The following is a 19,720-nucleotide window of genomic DNA, read 5'->3' as shown; positions in this document are numbered from 1 at the left end:
AGGTAGTGTTCGCGCCATTCTGCGTCTAATTGCCGCCAGAGCAGCGACTTTTCGGATATCGATCCGTACTGTCGGCCGTGCACCGGAGGACGGCGGGCTCCCGCTTATACGGTCGACAAAGGGAGAGCTCATGGCGAGCGATATGTTCTACAGCGGACCGGATCTGGCGACGCTGCACCGCGAGTACGCCGCCCAGGGCCGCATCGATGACGCCGCGCCGATCCATAGTTCGCACGAGATCGTGATCGAGGCGCCCGCGGTACGGGTATGGGCCGTGCTCGCCGACGTACGGAACTGGCCGAGTTGGTATCCGGGCTTCGAACTGAAATCGCTCAGTGAAGTGCGCCCGGGCGGGACGTTTCAGTGGAAGCTCGGCAGCGGCGCGGTGAGCTCCACATTCGCCGTCGTCGCCGCGGACCGCGAACTGACCTGGTCCGGAAAGTCGTTGTGGATCAAGGCGATCGACCGGCATGTGCTCGAACCGCTGGACGACACCCGGACCAAGGTGACCGTGTCCGAGTCGATGGGTGGGCTGCTGCTGCCACTGTTCTACAGCAACGACAAGGTGCGCAAAGTGCAGGAGGTGCGGCTGAGCGCGCTGAAGGTCGCGGCCGAAAAGGCCTGAGGTTCAGCGGGTCCAGCCGCATCCGGCGAGCCGGGGCACGCCGTCAGCGCAGGCGTTCCTCGGTCTCCGCGTCGAAGAAGAACACATCGTCCAGCTTGGGCCGCAGCCGCAACTGATCGCCGAGCGCCACCTGGAACCGGCGGTCCACCCGGGCAACCACCTTGCCGGAGCGGCTGTTCCAGTCCTCGGCGATACCGTGGCTGTAAACGAACGACTCCGCGCCCAGCTCCTCGAGTAGTTCGGCGGCGACCGTGAGGCCCTCCTCGTCGGTGGTCACCTCCCACGACTCCGGGCGGATGCCGACCACCACCCGGTCGCCGAGTTTCGCGGTGCGCGGCAACGGGATACGCAGCTCGTCGAGGATCGCCGCGCCGTCGCGCACCGGCGCCTCCAGCAGGTTCATGCCCGGTGAACCGATGAACCCCGCGACGAAGGTGTTCACCGGGTTGTCGTACAGCTCGCGCGGCGCGGCGATCTGCTGCAGTTTGCCGTCGAGCAGCACCGCGACCCGGTCGCCCATGGTCATCGCCTCGACCTGATCGTGGGTGACGTACACCGTGGTGGTGCCGAGCCGTTTCTGCAGCGCGGCGATCTGCGACCGGGTGCTGACGCGCAGCTTCGCGTCCAGGTTGGACAGCGGCTCGTCCATGCAGAACACCTGCGGCCTGCGCACGATCGCCCGGCCCATCGCGACCCGTTGCCGTTGCCCGCCGGACAGTTTCGCCGGTTTGCGGTCGAGCAGGTGCTCGAGTTCCAGCATCTTCGCCGCCTCCTGCACCCGGACCAGGGTGTCGGCCCTGTTCATGCCCGCGTTGCGCAAGGCGAAGCCCATGTTCTGCGCGACGGTCATGTTCGGGTACAGCGCGTAGCTCTGGAACACCATCGCCACATCCCGGGCGCGCGGCGGCAGCCCGGTGACGTCCTTGCCGCCGATCAGGATGCGGCCCGCCTCCACCGACTCCAGTCCGGCCAGCATGCGCAGGCTGGTCGACTTGCCGCAGCCCGAGGGGCCGACGAGCACGATGAACTCCCCATCGGCGATGTCGATCTCCAGGCTGTCGACGGCGGGTGTCGGCGCACCGGGATACAGGTGCGTCACACCGTCGAACTGCACTGTGGCCATGGGCGTCGATCTCCTCGTGTGAACTCACGGTGGCGGCCACCCGGGGTGACCGCCACCGAGGTGCGGGTATTACTTGGGCAGCTTCGGCGTGATCTGCCGGTCGATGATGGCCTGCAGCTCGCGGGTGACATTGGCGAAAACCGTTGCCGGATCGGCGTTCTGCAAGCCGATCTGCTCCAGTCCGGTGCCGATGATCTTGTCGCCACCCGGCACGAACACCCGGGCGTAGTCCTGCGACTTGGTCAGCGGCAGCTGATCGATGGCGACCTTGGCGTTCGGGTTCTTCGCGAGGAAGTCCTGCTCGCTCGGGTCGGTGATCGCCGACTTGCGCACCGGCATGTACCCGGTGGTCTGCGAGAAGTAGGCGGTGTTCGCCGGGTTGGTGATGAACTCGATGAACTTGAGCGCGTTCACCTTCCGGTCATCGGAGATGCGCGCCGGAATCGCCAGACCGGCGCCGCCGGTGGTGACGCCCGGCCCGTTCGGGTGCGGCAGGAACGCGGTGCCGAACTGCAACTTGCCTTCCGCGTTCTGCTTGATGCCCTTGAGGTCACCGGTGGAGGCGATGGTGGAGGCGATGACGCCGGTGCCGAAATCGACCGCGATCTGCGGCTTGATGCCCGCGTACTTCTTGGTGTGGATCATGTCGCGCAGGAACTGGCCCGCCGCGATGGTGCCGGGGTCGTTGAACTTCAGCTGCCATTCATCGGAGTAGGCGCCGCCGAAGGTCCAGTTCGGTCCTTGGAAGGTCCAGGCCAAATAGTTCTCGGCGTTGCCCCAGCCGTGCGCGAGTTTGCCGTCGCCGACGACCGCCTGAATCTTCGGACCCCACTCGTCGAACTCCTGCCAGCTGTTCGGACCACGGTCCGGCAGACCGGCTTTCGCCCAGACGTCCTTGTTGTAATAGAACAGCGGCGTCGACCGGGAGTACGGCAACGCATAATGCTTGCCGTTGAACAGGTAGTCCGCGGCCAGCGAGTCCACATAGTCGTCCAGCTTCACGCCGGCGTGCGCGAAGTGTCCGTCCAGCGCCTCGATGGAGCCGTTGAGGGCGTAGTTGAACCACCAGACATCGGACAGCACAACAACATCGGGCAGCTCGCCGCCGGAGAGGGCCGCGTTGAACTTCTGCGACACCTCCTCGTAGTTCTTGCCCGCGTCGATCAGGTTGACCTTCAGGTCCGGGAACTTCTCGTGGAAGCGCTTGATCAGCTCGGTTTCCTGATCCTTCGAGCTGCCGGGGTGGTTGGACCAGAAGTTGATGGTGTTCGCGTCACCGGACTGCTTGGCGCCACCGCCGGTACCCGCGCAGGCGGTGAGCGCGGCGCCCGCGGCGACGGCGCCGGCCAGCCCGATGAATCCGCGCCGGGACAGCGCGGGGAACTGAGAAGTGGACACGTGATATCTCCTGTATCTAACCCTTGACCGCACCAGAGGTGAGGCCTTTGATCATGTGGCGCTGCAGCAGCAGGAACACGATGAGAATCGGCAGCATGGTCAGCAGCGTGCCCGACATCACCGGGCCCCAGTTGGTGACGCTCGGGTTCTCGGTGTTCTGCAAGAGGGTCAAGCCGACCGGCAGCGTGGCCACCTCGGGACCGTCGGCCATCAGGAACGGCCAGAGGTATTCGTTCCACTCGTTGACCAGCGTGACCACCGCGAAGGCGACCATGGTCGGCCCGGACATCGGCAGCACCACCCTGGTCAGCAGCCGCCACCAGTTGGCGCCGTCCATCCGGGCCGCCTCGATCACTTCCGACGGCAGCGACAGGAAATGGTTGCGCATCAGGAAGGTTCCGAACGCGACGCCGCAGAGCGGAACGATGATGCCGACCAGGGTATTTCGCCAGCCGAGCTGCGAGACCAGCGCGTAGTTGGAGATCACGGTGATCTGGTTGGGCACCATCAGCGCCGAGATGATCACCAGGAATACCACCGACTTACCGGGGAACCGCAGGAACACCAGCCCGTACGCGCTGAACACGCCGAGCACGAACTTCACCGCGGAGACGACCGCCGTGACGATCAGCGAGTTGCCGAAGAAGGTCCAGAACGGCAGCTTGGTGGTGGCGTCCCGATAGTTCTCCGGGTGAAAGCTGTTCGGCCAGTACACCGCGGGCTGCACGTAGATGTCCGGGCGCGCCTTGAACGAGGTGATCACGATCCAGAACAGCGGCACGCCGACGATGATCAGCACGCACACCATGGCGGCGTAGCCGAGCAGCATGACCCCACGCTGGCGACGTCGGTAGGAATCTGTCTCGGCGCCTGCGCTTTTCACTGCTCATTCCGATCCATGACACGAACCTGCACCAGCGTGACGACCAACAGCACCAGGAACATGATGGTGGCCACGGTCGCGCCGTAGCCGGCGCGGAAGTTACGGAAGGACTCTTCGTACACCTGGTAGACCATGGTGGTGGTGCCGGTGCCCAGCGGGCCGCCGCGGGTCATCACGTTGATGATGTCGAAGACCTGCAACGAGTTCAGCAGCACCGTGATCGACAGGAAGAACGTGGTCGGCCGCAGCTGGGGCAACAGCACCTTGGTGAAGGTGGTCCACCGGCTCGCACCGTCCATCTCGGCGGCCTCCATCAGCTCGGCCCGAACCCCTTGCAGCGCGGCCAGATAGATGACGAAGCTGTAGCCGAGGTTCTTCCAGATGTAGGTCACCGTCACCATGAACAGCGCCCAGTTCGGGTTCTGGTAGAAGTCCGGCACGGTGGCGACGCCCAAGCGGTGCAGCACATCCTGGACCAGGCCGAAGCTCGGGTCGAAGATGAACTGGAAGGCCACGCCGATGGCGGCGCCGGAGATCACGAACGGCGCGAAGATCGCCGAGCGGACCACATTGCGCCCGAACAGCTTCCGGTCCAGCAGCAGGGCGAGCGCGAGGCCGAGCACCATGCTGCCGACCACCGCCGCCAGGGTGAAAACCACCGTGTTGCTGACGATCTCCCAGGAGTCCGAGCGACCCCACCACTCGCGGTAGTTCGCTACCCCGATGAAGGTGGCCACCGGGTCGGAGATGTTCCAGTCGTAGAACGAGAGCCGGATGTTGTCGATCAACGGCCGATAGACGAACAGCGTGAGCAGCGCGAGATTCGGCACCACGAGGATCAGGAACAGGACGTAGTCCTGCCAGGGCCGGTTCCGCAAACCGCCGCTGCGCGGTTGGGGGAGTACACGTTCCGGCTTCGCTCGCACGCCGCGCACTCTACGGACAGGAGCAAACAGTCGGTTAACGCTGTCCGGCGGGGCACTGAACTTCTCGAGCACGCGCCCAGTGAATCAAGAAGCCGAACATCACGATCAGCAATTTGCTTAATTGATCGTAATGTTCGGCTTCGTGACGTGTCTTCAGTTGTGCGGGAAGGGCTTAGTTCCAGTCGCCCGCGAGGCCGTCGCTGGTCCCGATCGAGCCACCCTTGGTGTTCTCGATGATGACCGGGTCACCCTTGCGCGAGTTCTCCATGAACCACTTGGCGTTCTCGGTGCTCACGTTGAGGCAGCCGTGGCTGACGTTGGAGCTGCCCTGCTGGCCGACCGACCACGGGGCCGCGTGCACGAAGATGCCGCTGTTGGAGATGCGGGTCGCGTACTCGACCTCGAGCTTGTAGCCCTCGGGGTCGGTGGTCGGCACACCGTAGGTGGACGAATCCATGATCATCTTGCGCAGCTGCTCGCCGACGATGTAGGTGCCGTTCGGGGTCTCGTGCTTGGTCTTGCCCATCGAGGTCGGCATGGTCTTCACCACCTCACCGTTGCGGGTGATGGTGATGGTCTTGGTGTTGTCGTCGGCCGTGCTGACGAACGCGTCGCCGATCTTGAAGGAGCTGCGCGTGCCGCCCGCCTCGACCTGCACGTCGGTGTTGTCCGGCCAGAAGTCGTTCGGCCGCCAGCGCACCTGCTTGTCACCGCGCCAGTAGAAGTGGCCCGGCGCGTTCTTCGAGGAGGTGACCTTGATGAACTTCTCGGCGGCGGCCTGATCGGCCACCGGCTCCTTGAAGTTGATGATGATCGGCTGGGCCACCCCGACCACCTCGCCGTCGGCGATGTTGATCGACGGTGGCGCGAAGTTCGGCTGCTGTGGCGCCGGGTCCTGCGCGGAACCGGCCGATCCGGAGCCGAGTCCGGGGAACGGTTCAGCGTCGGCGGGCGCGACGAGCAGAACGCCCGCCGCGATCGTCGCGGACAACAGGGCGCCCGCCCGCAGCCTGCGGGTCAGCTGTGCTCCCCGGCGGTGGGCAGGTAGCGACCCGGTGTGCGAAGCGGCATGCATAGGTTTCTCGTCCATTCCATCTCTCGGCGCACGCGCACAGGCGCACGCGTGTCTCGAGATCTCTCATCGGCGTGAAGCAGGCAGGGCTGCCCCACGGGTATTGACGGCCCGACCCTGCATCCTTCCTACCGTCCCGGTGCGGCCCGAAGCCAGTTGCGGTTCACAGTGATTCGTTCCGACCGTTCGGTGTGGCAGCGGTCACACAACCGGGTAGTCGTTGTCCGGTTCGGCGAAAGGTACCGGTCACGTCGGCGAGTCCGGGGTACGGATCGATGCCGCTGGTCGGTCGCTGTGCGGGGTCTACCAAACGCCTTCGTGACGTAAATCACTCACCACGTCGAACGGAATCGGGCGATGCGGACCGGTTGCTATGTTGTGCGGCACCGACATCGGCGTACGGCCGTTCGCATACCGTGGCGCCAGCCGCAGCCGCACGCGGCTCACGATGGTAGCCAACGCGATTCGCAGTTCGTAGTCCGCCAGCGCCGCCCCGACGCAGCGCCGATGCCCGCCGCCGTACGGGGCGTATTCGAACGGCCGGTATCTGCGCTCGAGGAACCGCTCCGGCCGGAAGCGCCGCGGCTCGGACCACACCTGCGGGTCCGAGTGCAGCAACGGCACCGCGATCCCCATCGTGTCCCCCGTCGCCAGGGCCACCCCGCGCAATGTGAACGGCGCGGTCAGCCTGCGCACCACGATGGGCACCGGCGGATGCAGCCGCAGCGTCTCCTGGCACACCGCGTCGAGATAGGGCAGCGCGGCCAGCTCGACCGGGGTGGCGTCCGGTCCGGCCGCGCGCAACTCCGCGCGCAGCCGGGCCAGGGCTTCCGGTGCGCGGTGCAGCTGGAACAGTGCCCAGACCAGCGTCGTCGCGGTGGTTTCGTGCCCGGCGACCAGCAGGGTGCGCAGTTGGTCGCACAGGTCGTCGTCGGTGATCGCAGTGCCGTCGTCGTAGCGCGCGCTCAGCAACGTGCCGAGGATGTCGGTGGTCGGCGGGCCTGCCTGCCGGCGCGTGATGTCGTCGAGGATCAGCCGATCCAGCCGAGCCCGGGCCGCGACGAATCGGTCCCACGGCGCATGGCCGAACAACCCTTGCCGCAGCACCGGCAGCAGCATGAGCGGCCCGGAGAAAGTGGCGAGGAATTCGCCGACCGCACCGGTGTATTCGGCCCGCCGCTGGGGGCTGTCCACCCCGAACACCGCGGTCAGGATCACCCGCAGCGTGATCGCCCGGGTGGCCGCCCGCGCGTCGATGCGGGCGCCGGGCCGCCACACTCGGCCGCTGTCGCCCGCGAGTTCCTGGTGCACTGAATCCTGGGTGATTGCCCCGTATTCGCGGATCCGCGCACCGTGGAAGGCCGGGGCCAGCAGCGCGCGGTCGCGGCGATGCCGCTCGCCCGCGGTGAGGATCAGCGAGGCGGTGCCCACCAGCGGTTCGATCGGATTCGGCCGCGGCGGTGCGGTCGCGTCGACCGGCGCGCGGAACAGCTCGCGCGCACCCTCGGCGGTGCCGGTGAACAGCGCCGATCCGAAGCCGGGGAAGCGCACGAAGAACGGATCACCCTCGCGCGTTCGGCGCCAGCGGAAGTACCTGTCGAAGTCCAGGCCCGCGGCGAGCGCGTGCAGCACGATCAGCCGAGGTGGTTTCGGCACGGCGGCGGCGCGCGGCTCGCCTGCGCCGGGCTCGGCTGTGCCCACGTCCATATCTATAGGTACGAAGTCATCCGCAGTCGGGTTCGATGCGGCCGCCCTAGCCCGCTGTTTCGTCCACGACCACGGTGGGTTTGATCCTGCGTACGGTATTGCGCGCCGTCGCCGCCAACCGCGCCATGCGAGCATCCCCGAGCGCGGTCACCGCGTTGCCGAGCCGGTTGGTGACGAACGCGACCGACATACCCAACTCCGGATCGGCGTAGGCGCCCGATCCGCCGACACCGTAGTGGCCGAACGCTTTTCGCGGCTGCTGCTTGGACATCAGCACCGGCCGGTGGTAGCCGAGGGTGAAACGCAGCGGTAGCCCGAGCACGTAGTCGCGGCTTTCGGCGGGCTGCGCCTGGTTGATGGTCTCGATCGTCTCCGGCCGCAGCAGCCGCACGGTCGCCCCGCCACCTCGGTGCGTCGCGTAGACCTCGCCGTTGTTGGCCAGCGCCCCGTACATCCTGGCCAGCGCGCGAGCCGAGAAGACGCCGTTCCAACCGGGCATCACCGCGTCGTGCACCCGGGGGTCGCGGACCAGCTCGTCGAAGCTCTCCGGCATGCCCGCCTCGGCGAGCCCGCGGACCGGGCGCACCCAGGACAGCACCGACGAGGCGGTGTTCCAGCGCATCCCCGGCGGGCTGAGGTGCGGAAAGATCTTGGCGATCCGGTAGCGCTCGGATTCCGGTACCCGGAACCAGAATTCGTCGAGACCGAGTGGCACGGCGATCTCGCGGCGCAGCACCTCGGTGAACGGGTCACCGGTGACGCGCTGCACGATCTCGGCGACCAGCCAGCCGAAGGTGATCGCGTGGTAGCCGGAGGTGCGGATGCGGCGCGGGTCGGGCGGGCTGTCGGCCAGCGCCCGGATCACGGCGTCGTAGTCGAGGATGCCTTCCCGGCCGGGGACCAGGCCGCGCACCCGGTGCAGGCCCGCGCGGTGTGCGAGCACGTCGCGCACGGTGATGTCGTCCTTGCCGTGCGCGGCGAACTCGGGCCAGTATGTGGCGACCGGCGCGGCGTAGTCGACCAGGCCGCGTTCGGCCAGCCGGTGCAGCACGGTGGAGGCGACGCCCTTGCCGGTGGAGAAGGTCAGTGCGACGGTGCTGCCGTTCCAGCGCCGGTCCTTGCCGGCCCAGCCCGCCCAGATGTCCACGACGGGTTTGCCGTCGAGATAGATGGCCAGCGCCCCGCCGCCGCGGCTCGGCTGGGTGAACATGCCGAAGAATTGGTCGGCCAACCGGATGAAGCGCGGGTCGACCAGCATCTCTTTGGGCGCGGCGAGCTTGCCTGCCGCCGGGTCGGTGGCGCCGAAGTCGCCCGCTGCCGTTGCCGAAACCATGGGGTCACCTCCTGACCACCGATCATCGGACCGTTACTCAGGGTAGCTGGTGCACCGGGGTCTGCCAGCGGCCGAAGGGCGTGCTGAGGCAGGTGTCGCCGGTGCGCGAATTCCAGGCGAAGGCGCCGGTGCCCAGGCACACCACGGTGTTCTCGCCGGTCTGCACGGCCGCCCGCGAACCGTCGAGGGCGACCGACGCGGCGATGAGTGGTGCGCCTGTGGGGCGCGACTCCACTGCGCTGTCCGGATTCACTGCGCTGTCGGAATCCCCTGCGCCGTCGATGGAGCTGCGCGCGATCGCATCCTGGCCGATGCCCAGCGCGATCGGAATCCCGCCGGCCCCATCGCTGGCGCCGACCCCACCGGCCATGCCGATGCCGATCGCGGTGGCGCCCAGAGTCGCGTTCGCGTAGCCGACACCGTCGATTCCCACGGATTTCGCCTGGCCGAGCAGGTCGCTGGCGGCGCGGCAGGCGGTGTGGCCGTCGATCACCGTGATGTCGGCGCCGTTTTCCGAGGTGCAATGCACATCGGTTGCTGAGGCCACCGCAGGCAGCACCAGAGAGGTGAGCACCGCGGCGGCCGAGCAGACGATCATGCTGATCAGCTTCACGGGTAACTCCTCTCCAACGCTGAAGACCACCATACCCAGATGGGTTGCTGGAACCCCGATTCCACGGTCGAGTCGACGTGTGCGCGCTCGATGGTGTATGCATGGCGTGTATTTCAAGCTCAGCTATATTTTGTTTACTTCGGATTCTTACGGGGGTTTGAGTTCGGAGCGTGACAGCTCGGGAGGACTGTTTCGTGTCTGGTCAACTGGCCTGGGGTCGTGTCGCGTTCGCGGCATTTGTCGCGGTGGCGGCCCTATCCGTGGTGAGCTGTAGCTCCACCATCAGCGGCCGCGCGCAACCTGCGGTGGACAACGGCACCATCAACGCCGTGTCGATCACCAGCACGCCGAAGCCCTCGGGCAAACCGACCACCGGCAAGCCGACGCCGACCACCAAGGGCGGCAACACCGATTTCGAGGCCAGCGAGGGCGACTGCGTCACGCTCGGCGGCACCACCTCGAACGCCACCATCGCGAAGGCGTCCTGCGGCAGCCGCTCGGCCAATTACAAGGTGATCGGCAAGGCGCCCAAGAGCACCCAGTGCGTGAGCGACGCCGACAACTACTACGCCGAGACCCTCAACGGCATCGAGCAGGGCGCGTACTGCCTCGACATCGACTGGGTCGTCGGCGGCTGCATGGATGTCGGCGGTGACGACCCCAAGCGGATCGACTGCACCGGCACCGCCCCGACCAAGGGCGTCAAGGTGGTCAAGCGGGTGGACGGCGCCGACGATGTCAGCGTCTGCGGCAGCGGCACCGGTTACGTCTACGAGGAGCGCCGGTTCGTCGTCTGCGTGCAGGAGCTCTGACACTGTCGCTCAGCAGCTCTGACTCTTTGCCCAGGAGCCCTGACACTTTCGGCAGGACCAGTGACACTTTCACCAGCGGAGCTGACACTTTCGCCCAGCGGTGAACTCCCCGGCATTCCCGCATCGGCCAGCTAAGTTGTCCCGGTGAGCACGATTGATCTTCCCCGGCTGAAGTCGTCCACCGGCCGGTGGATCTTGCTGGCCACCATCCTCGGTTCGTCGGTGGCCTCGCTCGATGCCACCGTGGTGAACATCGCGCTGCCCCGCATCGGGGAATCGCTGCACACCGACGTCGCCGGGCTGCAGTGGACGTTGAACGGGTACACGCTGACGCTGGCCTCGTTCATCCTGCTCGGCGGCTCGCTCGGCGACCGGCTGGGCCGGCGCAAGGTATTCGTCTGGGGCACCATCGGTTTCGCGTTCGCGTCGGTGCTGTGCGGTGCCGCGATGAATATCGAGATGCTGGTGTTCGCTCGCATTCTGCAGGGCGTGGCCGGTGCCATGCTGACGCCGGGCAGCCTCGCGCTGATCTCGTCCTCCATCGATCGGCGCGACCAGGGCGCGGCGATCGGGTTGTGGTCGGGCTTCGGCGGGGTCGCGGGCGCGCTCGGGCCGTTCCTCGGCGGCTGGCTGATCGAGCTGGCCGGCTGGCGCTCCATCTTCTTCATCAATGTGCCGCTCACCCTCGTGGTGGTGCTCGTCGCGCTGAAACATGTGCCGGAGAGCCATGATCCGAACGCCAAGTCGCGGTTGGACGTGCCGGGCGCCCTGGTGGTCGCGGTCGCGCTCGGCGCACTGACCTTCGGCCTGATCGAGACCATGCCGCTGCTGCTGGTGTCGGGGGTGCTGCTGCTCGCGGCGTTCGTGGTGATCGAGCTGCGCAGCGACCATCCGCTGGTGCCGCCGGTGCTGTTCGCGTCGCGGGTGTTCACCGCGGCGAACCTGGTCACCCTCGCGGTCTACGCGGCCCTCGGTGGCGTCTTCTTCCTGCTGGTGCTGGAATTGCAGCTGGTGGCGGGTTATTCACCGCTGATGTCGGGTGTGGCCACCGTGCCGATCACGCTGATCATGCTGGTGCTCTCGGCGCCGGCCGGGCGCTGGGCGCAGGTGCACGGCCCGCGCATCCCGATGACGATCGGGCCGCTGCCCGCCGCGGGTGGGCTGGTGCTGCTGCTGCGCATCGGCCCGGACACCGTCTACCTCACCGACGTGCTGCCCGGCGTGGTCGTATTCGGCTTCGGTCTCTCGGCCCTCGTCGCCCCGCTCACGGGCGCCGTGCTCGGCGCGGTCCCGGCCAGCGAGGCGGGCATCGCCTCCGGTGTGAACAATGCTGTCGCGCGGACCGCACAGCTGCTCGCCGTCGCCGCGCTGCCCGGCCTGGCCGGCCTCTCGGGCTCCCTCGGCGATCCCGTCGCCTTCCATCACGGCTTCGGCACCGCCGTGTGGGTCTGCGTCGGGCTGCTGGTGGCGGGTGCGGTGCTCGCGGCGCTGCTGCTGCGGCAGCCGAAGCACCCCGCCACCCTGGACAGCGTCGACTGCCTGCCGCAGTGCGCGGTGTCCGGACCGGCGGTCGCGCCGCCTGGCTCGGAAGCGCCTGCTACCAACGAAAAATGAGCGGGCGCAGACGGTTTCTCAACCGCGCGCCCGCTCACTGCTCTTGTCTGGTGGAGACTTTTCAGATCGGCATGAAACCTGCGCCGACACCGCCGCGGGCGTTGATGTCGCCCATGATGGTGCTCATGTTGGTGCCGACCTCGGGGCCGAAGCAGGCCAGGGCGAGGTAGGCGTTCACCATGCCGACGAGGGTGGAGCCGATGACGACCGGCGCACCGGAGTCACCTTCCACCACGCACATCTGGCTCCAGGTCTCCATGTTCGACGCGAACACGTCGCCATAGCTGATGCCGCAGGTGTTGCCGGTGGTGCGGCCTTCCTTGCACACGATCATCGGGAACTGCGGCGGTGCGCCGAGCCCGGTGATGGTGACGTTGCCGATCCGGTTCACCGGGATGATCGCGCCCGGCTCGAACTCGATAACGGCGTAGTCCAGCTCATGGTTGGAGTAGACGAACCGGCCGATCACCCCGGCGCCGCGGTTGACCTCCGCGTACACCTCGGCACCGGGGTCGCCGCAGTGGCCCGCGGTCAGACCGACGAGCCGGCCCGCGTTGTCATGGCCGACGGTGGTGACGGTGCACTCGAATTGGTTGTCGATGATGATGCCGGAGCCGCCGCCCACAACCGGCGGGCCCGGCTCGGCCTGAGCGGCCCCCGCGCCCGTCCCGAGTAGCGCCGCACCGAGGGCTACGGCGAAGGCGGCGTTGGCCACCTTGGCGAGTTTGCTGAACATGTCCCTCCAGACGTCGGAAGCCCGCACGATATCAATTTGTCGCACCCATCGTGTCAGTATTCGGGTCCGGGCGCGTCATCTACTACGGGGTGTCCACGGCGGGCGGGCCTCAACCCCTTTTTTCGACATAAGGTTAATTATGTCTCTTATTATCCATAATAGCGACAAGCTATCAAAAGGGGCGATGTCCGTTTCGAGTTTGTCCTCGAACTGTAGTACAGCCCGTTCTGTTCGGTTCCGGAATCAAATGTCATTTTGCATGAATTCTATCCGAATAAATTGCCGCGATGATCTTGTCTGGGCGGTCGATTCGCCCGGTTGACCTGTAACTTGTTCCAGAGAATCCACCCTTCGTTTTGGGCTGTGACCCAATATCGGTGGCGGCCGCCATAGCGTTTCGACCACAGTGACGATCGTCTATGACTGCAATCACAGGAGGGTGGTGTGTTCTGGCTTACTACGTAGTAAGGTGCGTCAAGCAAACAAGTCGTCGGGGCAGCCAACCGGCGTCGAGAGGGGTTAGCCAGTGCAGTCGACCGAGAGTCCGCCAACAGGATCACGGATGAGTGATGCGGTCGATTGGACCAAGGGTTACTGGGCAGACCATCCGAAGGCTTCGCTGGAGACCTTCGGTCGCCAGATCACCATGGGGATCGCCGCGGTCGCCGAACTGTTCGTCGCCATCTTCCGGCGCCGCTTTCCGTTCCGTGAGTTCATCCGTCAGTGCGCGTTCATGGCCAGTGTCTCGGCGGCGCCGACGCTGCGGGTCGCCATCCCGATCGGTGTCATCGTCTCCATCCAGGTCGGCTCGATCGCAGGCCAGGTGGGTGCCACCTCCTTCATCGGCGCGGCCAACGGCCTCGGCATCATCCAGCAGGGCGCTCCCCTCGTCACCTCGCTGATGATCGCAGGCGCCGTCGGCTCCGCGGTGTGCGCCGACCTCGGCTCGCGCACCATCCGGGAAGAGATCGACGCCATGAAGGTGATGGGCGTCGACCCGATGCGCAGGCTGGTCGCCCCCCGGCTCGGCGCGGCGATGCTGGTCAGTGTGCTGCTCTGTGGCTTCGTCGTCTTCGTCGGCTTCCTGACCGGTTACATCTTCAATATTTTCGCCCAGGGTGGTACGCCGGGTTCCTACATCGGCACCTTCTCCTCGTTCGCGGTAACGCGCGATCTTCTTGTCGCACTGATCAAATCGCTGATTTTCGGTCTGCTCGCCGCGATCATCGCGTGCGATAACGGATTGAATGCGCGCGGTGGTCCCGGCGGCGTCGCCAACGCGGTGAATTCCGCGGTGGTGAGTTCCGCCATCATGTTGTTCGGGGTGAACCTCATCATCACCCAGGTGTACAACGCACTGCTCCCGTCACAGGTGGTCTGAGTGTCGTCGACATATGTTCCGCCGCTACTGCGGCCGTTCCAGCAGTTTCGCAAGGGTGCGCAGGCACCGGTCGATCTGCTCGCCAAGCTGGGCCACCAGGTGTTCTTCCTGCTGCGCTCGATCGGCTCGATCCCGTTGGCGCTCAAGCACTATCCCAAGGAAGTGTGGCGGCTGCTCTCCGACGTCTCCTGGGGCAACGGCAACCTGGTCGTCGGCGGCGGCACCATCGGCGTCGTGGTCATCCTCAGTGCGTTCGGCGGGATGACCGTCGGCATCCAGGGGTACAACTCGCTGAACCTGCTCGGTCTGAGCCCGATCACCGGCGCGGTCTCCGCGTTCGCCACCACCCGCGAACTCGGCCCGCTGCTCGCGACGATCGCCTTCGCCGCGCAGGCGGGCTGCCGGTTCACCGCACAGCTGGGCGCCATGCGCATCTCCGAGGAGATCGACGCGCTGGAGTCCATCGCGATCCGGCCGCTGCCCTACCTGATCAGCACCAGGATGTTCGCGGCGATGGTCGCCATCATCCCGCTGTACTGCCTCGGCCTGGCCATGGCCTACCTGTCCTGCTCGCTGACCGTGCAACTGATCGGCGGCACGCCGGGCGGTACCTACCAGCACTACTTCTATCAATTCCTGGTACCGACGGACGTGATCTATTCCTTGCTGAAGGCGATCCTGTTCGTCGCGATCACCACGTTCATCCAGTGCTACTACGGCTTTTTCGCCTCCGGTGGACCGGAGGGGGTCGGCGTCGCGGCCGGCCGGGCGATCAAGGTGTGCATCATCGCGGTCGTCTTCGCGAACCTGTTCATGACTTTGGCGATCTGGGGAGTCAACCCCGGCATCAGGATCTCGGGGTAGCACCAGATGATCATCGATCCCAGTGGGCGCGGACCCACAATGCGTCAGTTGCTGCTCGCGGGCGTCGGCGGCCTTGTCGTGCTCGCGCTGGTGCTCGGCTTCCTGATGGCCCGATACCAGGGCTATTTCGTCGAGAAGGTGAACGTCACCGCGAACCTCACCACTACCGGTGACGGGCTGCCGTCGGACGCCGACGTCAAGTTCCGCGGCGTGCTCGTCGGCGCGGTCAAAGAGGTCGAGGTCGCGGCCAAGGGCGAGCTGCAGAAGGTGAAGATCGAGGTGAAGCCGGAGTTCGCCTCCGGCGTGCCCGCCAACGTCACCGCACGGGTGGTGCCGAGCAACCTGTTTGCGGTCACCTCGGTCGAGCTGGTCTTCAACGGCCCGGCCGATCAGTACCTGCGCGAAGGCTCGGTGATCGAGGAAGATCGCAGCAAAGGCACGCTCGCCCTGCAGGACACGCTCACCACGGTCCGCAACATCCTGGACCGGATCGATCCGATGGAGTTCGGTCGTGTGCTCGGCACGCTGTCCCAGGCGCTCGACGGCAGCGGCCGGATGCCCGGCTCGACGGTCGAGCGATTCGACCGCTGGCTGCAGTCGGTGGACGACTCGATCCCGGATCTCGGCGTGATGCTCGGTGACTTCTCCAGCTCGTTCCACGCGCTCAACGAGTCCTCCCCGGAACTGCTCGACGTGCTCGGCACCTCGGTGGAGACCGCACGCACCATCGCCGACCGGCGCAGCGAGCTGGTCGCGCTGATCACCGGGACGGGCAGCACGGTCGACACCGTGAACGGCCTGTTCGCCCGCAACGGCGATGTCGGCAAGCAGGTGACCGAGGGCATCAGCGACATGTTCGGTGCGGTAGCCGCAGACCCCAACGCGATCACCCAGACGATCCTGAACCTCAGCGAGACCGTCCGTAAGTTCGATAGCACGTTCACCTGGGGTCCGCAGAAGCAGCAGATGTGGAACGCGGGTGTCACGCTGACGCCGTACAAGCCGTACACCGTGGCCGACTGCCCGCGCTACGGCGAGCTGGCCGGACCGAGCTGCTTCACCGCGCCCGCGGTGAACGAATTGCCGCCGCTGCCCGACAAGTTGAAGCCGAGGGCGCTCGAGTCCGCGGCCGGGCTGCCGCCGGTGGTGCCGATGCCGGGGCTGCCGCTGATCCCGGGTGTCACCACGCCGGTTCCGCAGCCGGTGCAGGCCGGTGTGCCGGGTGCGCCGTTCGCGGGCACTCCGCTCGAGGGTCTGTTCCCGATGTTGCCCGGTCTGCTCGGCCAGCCGGCCCCGCCGGCTCCGCAACCGGCGGCCGCGCCCGCGCCCGTCCCCGCGGCAGGCGAGATCTCCTACCAGGGTGACGCGGCCATCGCCAAGCTGCTCGGCCGCAAGCCGACCACCGCCGAATATCTGCTGCTGAGCTCGATTCTGAAGGGCGGGACCATGCATGTGGCCGAAAACGGGGTGGGCCGATGAGTATTCGTAAACCACTGATCGGCTTCGGCATCTTCGCGCTGGTGTCGATCCTCGTCACGGTGGTCGTCTGGAATACCCTGGCGCGCATCGTCGATGGCGATACCCGCACCTATTCGGCGACCTTCACCGACGTGCTCGGCCTGCACGAGGGTGACGACGTGCGCATGGCGGGCGTGCGGGTCGGCAAGATCGAGAAGATCGAGCTGGTCCGGGATCAGAAGCTGCGCAAGCAGGTGGCGAAGGTGAGCTTCGTCGTGCAGCGCGATCAAACGCTCTACGACGACACCAAAGCCCTTGTCCGCTACCAGAACCTGATCGGCCAGCGGTATGTGGCCCTGGCGCCGGGCAAGGCGTCCGGTCCCGCACCGCTGAAGGACAACGCGTCGATTCCGCTGGAGCGGACCGAGCCGTCGTTCGACGTCTCGGGTCTGCTCAACGGTTTTCAGCCGCTGTTCCAGGCGTTGCAGCCCGAGCAGGTGAACCGCCTCTCCGAGACCTTCATCCAGGCACTGCAGGGTGACGGAGTCTCGTTGAGCGCGTTCATCATGCAGGCCGCGCAGCTGGCCACCGACTTCCAGCGGCGGGATGCGATCCTGGCCGATGTGATCACCAACCTCTCCGGTGTGATGGCGGGGTTGGCCAAACGAGGTGATGAATTGGAGACCCTGGTGACCCAGACCCGGGCCTTGATCGGCGGGTTGTACGAGCAGGGCCAGTCGCTGCAGACCTCGACCGTGCAGATCGCCAACGCGACCAGCTCGCTGGTGGACATGGTCGGCCACATCCAGCCCAAGCTGCAGACCGCCCAGAATTCCACCAGCGCGGCGCTGACGCTGCTGCTGGACAACGGCGCCAAGCTCGATCAGATGGCGATCGACCTGCCCAACATCATCTCGATCGCGGGCAAGCACACGGCCGAGGGTGGTTACGCCAACGCCTACCTCTGCGGCTTGGACATCTCGCTCTACGGGGTGCTGTTCCCGCGCGGGTTCATCCACAACCTCGGCATCGGTGGCAAGGCCCAGTCGGCGGTGTGCCGCCCATGATGTCGAAGATGAAGGCAAGGTTCGACAACAACCGCTACTTCTGGCTGGGCATCCTCGGCGGTGCGCTCATCGTGGTGCTGCTGCTCGCCTCCAGCGTGGTCAAGCTGATCGGTGTCGGCGAGCAGACGGTGAAAGCCGAGTTCGTGCAGGCCGCGGGCATCAAGGTCGGCGATCGGGTCAACGTCGCGGGTGTGACGAGTGGCCGGGTGGACGGCGCGAAGCTCGAGGGCGACCACGTGCTGCTGACCCTGAGCGTCAAGAACGGCGTGAAGCTCGGCCCCGACGCCCGCGCGTCGATCAAGATGGCCACGCTGCTCGGCGCCCGCTACGTGGATCTCGATCCCGGGGACGGTTCCGGCTTGAAGGGCGGCCGGATCCCGGTGTCCAACACCGCCGTTCCGTACAACCTGGCCGATGTGGTGCAGGAAGGCACGCCGAAGTTCGAGGCGCTCGACACCAAGAAGCTGTCGGAGTCGCTGAACCTGATCAACCAGCAGATGGGCGATTCGCCGGAGCTGGTGGCGCAGGCGCTGGACAGTGTCGGCGCGCTGGCCAAGGTGATGGATGCGCGCAAGGACGAGGTCAACAGCCTGCTCAAGGATCTGAACCGAGTCACCCAGATCCTCGGCGACAACCGCAACAGCGTGCTGCTGGTGATCACCCAGGGTGAGGCCATCGCGAACCGGGTGATGGAACGCCAGGGGCTGCTGCGCCAGCTGCTCGACAATATCGCCGAGCTCACCAGGCAGCTGCAGGAGATCGGCGCGCAGAACGACAATCAGCTCGGCCCGACCATCGTGCAGCTCAACACCATGTCCGAGGGCCTGCAGAAGAACAAGGAAAATCTGGACCGGCTGTTGTCGCTGATGCCGCCGACCGTGCGCTACCTGGCGAACTCCTGGGGCGGCAACGGGCCGTACGGCTCGGTCGGCCTGCCGTGGATTTTCCCGGACAACTGGTTGTGCCGCGCCAACGTGATCGAGGGGTGCCAGTGATGACCTGGACGACACAGAACCTGCGCAGAGTGGCCGAGACGCTCGTCGTCGGGGCCGCCGCGCTGACCGTCGGTAGCTGCTCGCTGGTGCCGAGTTCGGTGAACGACGCACTCGGCCAGACCATTCGGGTCACCGCCGACTTCGAGAACATCGCGGGTATCTACGAGGGCAACCCGATCACCGTGCTCGGGCTCGACGTCGGCAAGGTCGACAAGATCGTGCCGAAGGGCACCCTGGTCGAGGTGCACATGTCGATCAACAACGACGTGAAGATTCCGAAAGACGCGATGGCCGCCATCATTTCGCCGTCCATCGTCACCGACCGGCACGTCGAGCTCACCCCGGTCTACACCAAGGGCGACACCCTCACCGACGGCGCGCATCTGCCGCTGGCCAAGACCAAGACGCCGGTCGAACTCGACACGATGATCAAGACCATCGATCAGTTCGCCGCCGCGCTCAAGCCGGAGCCGGGCACCGAGGGCATCGGCCCGCTCTCCGGCCGGGTGCTGTACCCGATGGTGAACGGCAACGGCGAGAAGATGCGGGACACGCTCAACGCGTTGTCCGGCGCGCTGAAAGTCGGTGTGGACAACAAGGATGCGGTGTCCAACATCATCATCAAGCTGAACGAGCTCACCACGATGCTGGCCGACAACGACCAGTCGGTGCGCGACTTCAGCAACCGGATGACCCAGATGACCGGGCTGCTCGCCGACCAGGCCCCCGGCCTGCAGGCGACGCTCGATCAGATCAACGACTTCCTGGCCAACACCAGCGGCACGCTCGGCCAGTACCAGGATCAGCTGGCGAGCGCCCTGGCAGGATTGACCAACGTCACCGCCCAGTTGCGCGAAAACGCTTACGGCATCACCGAAGTCGTCGACGTGGCGCCGATGGTCTTCCAGAACATCGACCGGATCGTGAACCGGGAGGGGCGCTACGTCCGGCTGCACGCGATCATCGGCACGGCACTGTCCGGTGAGATGGTGAGCGTGTTCTGCGAGCGGATCCAGATGAAGGCGGACGGTTGCCGCACCGGAAACATGCAGGACTTCGGGCCCGATTACGGCCTGACCGCAGCGCTGCTCGGACTGACGAAATGACGTACCG

Annotated in this window: 18 protein-coding genes; 9 read left to right on the top strand and 9 right to left on the bottom strand. The window is 66.2% G+C overall.

Going from position 1 to position 19,720, the window contains the following annotated elements; all coding sequences use genetic code 11:
- Nucleotides 1-130 precede the first annotated feature (130 nt).
- Nucleotides 131-625, top strand: coding sequence for an SRPBCC family protein (locus DBO33_RS01695; protein WP_107653475.1), 495 nt, complete (start codon nt 131-133; stop codon nt 623-625).
- 43 nt (nt 626-668) lie between these two features.
- Here DBO33_RS01695 and DBO33_RS01690 read toward each other — a convergent pair whose 3' ends face one another.
- The 8 genes from DBO33_RS01690 to DBO33_RS01655 form a co-directional block, all read right to left on the bottom strand.
- Nucleotides 669-1,748, bottom strand: a complete 1,080-nt coding sequence (locus DBO33_RS01690) for an ABC transporter ATP-binding protein (RefSeq protein ID WP_107653474.1) — start codon at nt 1,746-1,748, stop codon at nt 669-671.
- Between the two features lie 69 nt (nt 1,749-1,817).
- A complete protein-coding gene (locus tag DBO33_RS01685; RefSeq protein ID WP_107653473.1) occupies nt 1,818-3,146 on the bottom strand; it encodes an ABC transporter substrate-binding protein in 1,329 nt (442 codons plus the stop codon).
- Between the two features lie 16 nt (nt 3,147-3,162).
- Entirely contained in the window at nt 3,163-3,975 is an 813-nt protein-coding gene (locus DBO33_RS01680) for a carbohydrate ABC transporter permease (protein ID WP_199856510.1), read from the bottom strand.
- Nucleotides 3,976-4,025: 50 nt separating this feature from the next.
- The gene (locus DBO33_RS01675; RefSeq protein ID WP_107659870.1) at nt 4,026-4,955 is read right to left on the bottom strand and encodes a carbohydrate ABC transporter permease; all 930 of its coding nucleotides are present in this window, start codon (nt 4,953-4,955) and stop codon (nt 4,026-4,028) included.
- Nucleotides 4,956-5,127: 172 nt separating this feature from the next.
- Complete coding sequence (locus DBO33_RS01670) at nt 5,128-6,030, bottom strand: L,D-transpeptidase (protein WP_107653471.1); 903 nt, start codon at nt 6,028-6,030, stop codon at nt 5,128-5,130.
- A 300-nt stretch (nt 6,031-6,330) separates the two neighbouring features.
- Complete coding sequence (locus DBO33_RS01665) at nt 6,331-7,734, bottom strand: cytochrome P450 (RefSeq protein ID WP_107653470.1); 1,404 nt, start codon at nt 7,732-7,734, stop codon at nt 6,331-6,333.
- Nucleotides 7,735-7,780: 46 nt separating this feature from the next.
- On the bottom strand, nt 7,781-8,992 hold the full coding sequence (locus DBO33_RS01660; protein WP_107659869.1) for a serine hydrolase domain-containing protein: 1,212 nt from the start codon (nt 8,990-8,992) through the stop codon (nt 7,781-7,783).
- A gap of 112 nt (nt 8,993-9,104) precedes the next feature.
- The gene (locus tag DBO33_RS01655) at nt 9,105-9,680 is read right to left on the bottom strand and encodes a DUF6764 family protein (protein WP_107659868.1); all 576 of its coding nucleotides are present in this window, start codon (nt 9,678-9,680) and stop codon (nt 9,105-9,107) included.
- Between the two features lie 194 nt (nt 9,681-9,874).
- Here DBO33_RS01655 and lppU point away from each other — a divergent pair, with 194 nt between their 5' ends.
- Both lppU and DBO33_RS01645 read left to right on the top strand, forming a co-directional pair.
- On the top strand, nt 9,875-10,492 hold the full coding sequence (gene lppU / locus DBO33_RS01650) for an LppU family putative lipoprotein (protein WP_107653469.1): 618 nt from the start codon (nt 9,875-9,877) through the stop codon (nt 10,490-10,492).
- A 144-nt stretch (nt 10,493-10,636) separates the two neighbouring features.
- Nucleotides 10,637-12,106 (top strand): MFS transporter, encoded by a 1,470-nt coding sequence (locus tag DBO33_RS01645; RefSeq protein WP_107653468.1) that lies wholly within the window; start codon nt 10,637-10,639, stop codon nt 12,104-12,106.
- Nucleotides 12,107-12,167: 61 nt separating this feature from the next.
- On the opposite strand, the gene DBO33_RS01640 is transcribed toward DBO33_RS01645, so the two are convergent.
- Complete coding sequence (locus tag DBO33_RS01640; protein ID WP_107653467.1) at nt 12,168-12,842, bottom strand: S1 family peptidase; 675 nt, start codon at nt 12,840-12,842, stop codon at nt 12,168-12,170.
- A 562-nt stretch (nt 12,843-13,404) separates the two neighbouring features.
- On the opposite strand from DBO33_RS01640, the gene DBO33_RS01635 reads away from it, so the two are divergent.
- Genes DBO33_RS01635 through DBO33_RS01610 form a run of 6 tightly spaced genes read left to right on the top strand, consistent with a single transcriptional unit; the run spans nt 13,405 to nt 19,713 of the window.
- Nucleotides 13,405-14,223, top strand: a complete 819-nt coding sequence (locus DBO33_RS01635) for an ABC transporter permease (protein ID WP_199856509.1) — start codon at nt 13,405-13,407, stop codon at nt 14,221-14,223.
- Nucleotides 14,224-15,087: an ABC transporter permease gene (locus DBO33_RS01630; protein WP_107653465.1), complete on the top strand. Its 864-nt coding sequence runs from the start codon at nt 14,224-14,226 to the stop codon at nt 15,085-15,087. It begins immediately after the preceding gene.
- 6 nt (nt 15,088-15,093) lie between these two features.
- Complete coding sequence (locus tag DBO33_RS01625; protein WP_199856508.1) at nt 15,094-16,566, top strand: MlaD family protein; 1,473 nt, start codon at nt 15,094-15,096, stop codon at nt 16,564-16,566.
- A complete protein-coding gene (locus tag DBO33_RS01620; protein WP_107653463.1) occupies nt 16,563-17,612 on the top strand; it encodes an MCE family protein in 1,050 nt (349 codons plus the stop codon). The genes DBO33_RS01625 and DBO33_RS01620 overlap by 4 nt, the downstream gene beginning before the upstream one ends.
- Nucleotides 17,612-18,607 carry an MCE family protein gene (locus DBO33_RS01615; RefSeq protein WP_107653462.1) on the top strand — a complete coding sequence of 332 codons (996 nt, stop codon included), beginning with the start codon at nt 17,612-17,614 and terminating at the stop codon, nt 18,605-18,607. Before DBO33_RS01620 ends, DBO33_RS01615 begins: the two co-directional genes overlap by 1 nt.
- Complete coding sequence (locus tag DBO33_RS01610; protein WP_107653461.1) at nt 18,607-19,713, top strand: MCE family protein; 1,107 nt, start codon at nt 18,607-18,609, stop codon at nt 19,711-19,713. The genes DBO33_RS01615 and DBO33_RS01610 overlap by 1 nt, the downstream gene beginning before the upstream one ends.
- The last annotated feature ends 7 nt before the right edge of the window (nt 19,714-19,720 follow it).

Source organism: Nocardia suismassiliense (assembly GCF_900269665.1).
In the GTDB taxonomy this organism is placed as follows: domain Bacteria; phylum Actinomycetota; class Actinomycetes; order Mycobacteriales; family Mycobacteriaceae; genus Nocardia; species Nocardia suismassiliense.
Note: the sequence above shows the minus strand (reverse complement) of the source record. Positions and strands in the feature narration are given on the sequence as shown.